Below are 503 nucleotides of genomic sequence, written 5' to 3'. Positions count from 1 at the left end.
AACGTCGGTACAATTGGTCACGTTGATCACGGTAAAACTACACTGACAGCAGCGATTGCGACAGTATTGTCCAAGAAATTTGGCGGCGAAGCAAAAGCCTACGATCAAATTGACGCAGCACCAGAAGAAAAAGCGCGCGGTATTACAATTAATACAGCCCACGTAGAATACGAAACAGCCGGTCGCCACTACGCTCACGTTGACTGCCCAGGCCATGCTGATTATGTTAAAAACATGATTACTGGTGCTGCTCAGATGGACGGCGCGATCTTGGTTTGCTCCGCAGCAGACGGCCCAATGCCACAAACTCGTGAACACATCCTGTTGGCTCGCCAAGTTGGTGTTCCATACATCATCGTTTTCCTGAACAAATGCGACATGGTTGATGACGCTGAATTGTTGGAATTGGTTGAAATGGAAGTACGCGAATTACTGTCCAAATACGAATTCCCAGGCGACGACTTGCCAATTATCCAAGGTTCCGCAAAATTGGCGCTCGAAGG

At 48.3% G+C, this 503-nt stretch carries 1 protein-coding gene; it reads left to right on the top strand.

Features of this window, described 5'->3' with window-relative positions:
• The coding region (locus tag ACO0KV_RS18390) for a GTP-binding protein (RefSeq protein WP_423044606.1) at positions 1-503 on the top strand (503 nt) is incomplete at both ends.

Origin of the sequence: Undibacterium sp. RuRC25W, assembly GCF_049339825.1 — a bacterium.
Lineage (GTDB): Bacteria > Pseudomonadota > Gammaproteobacteria > Burkholderiales > Burkholderiaceae_D > Undibacterium.
Note: the sequence above shows the minus strand (reverse complement) of the source record. Positions and strands in the feature narration are given on the sequence as shown.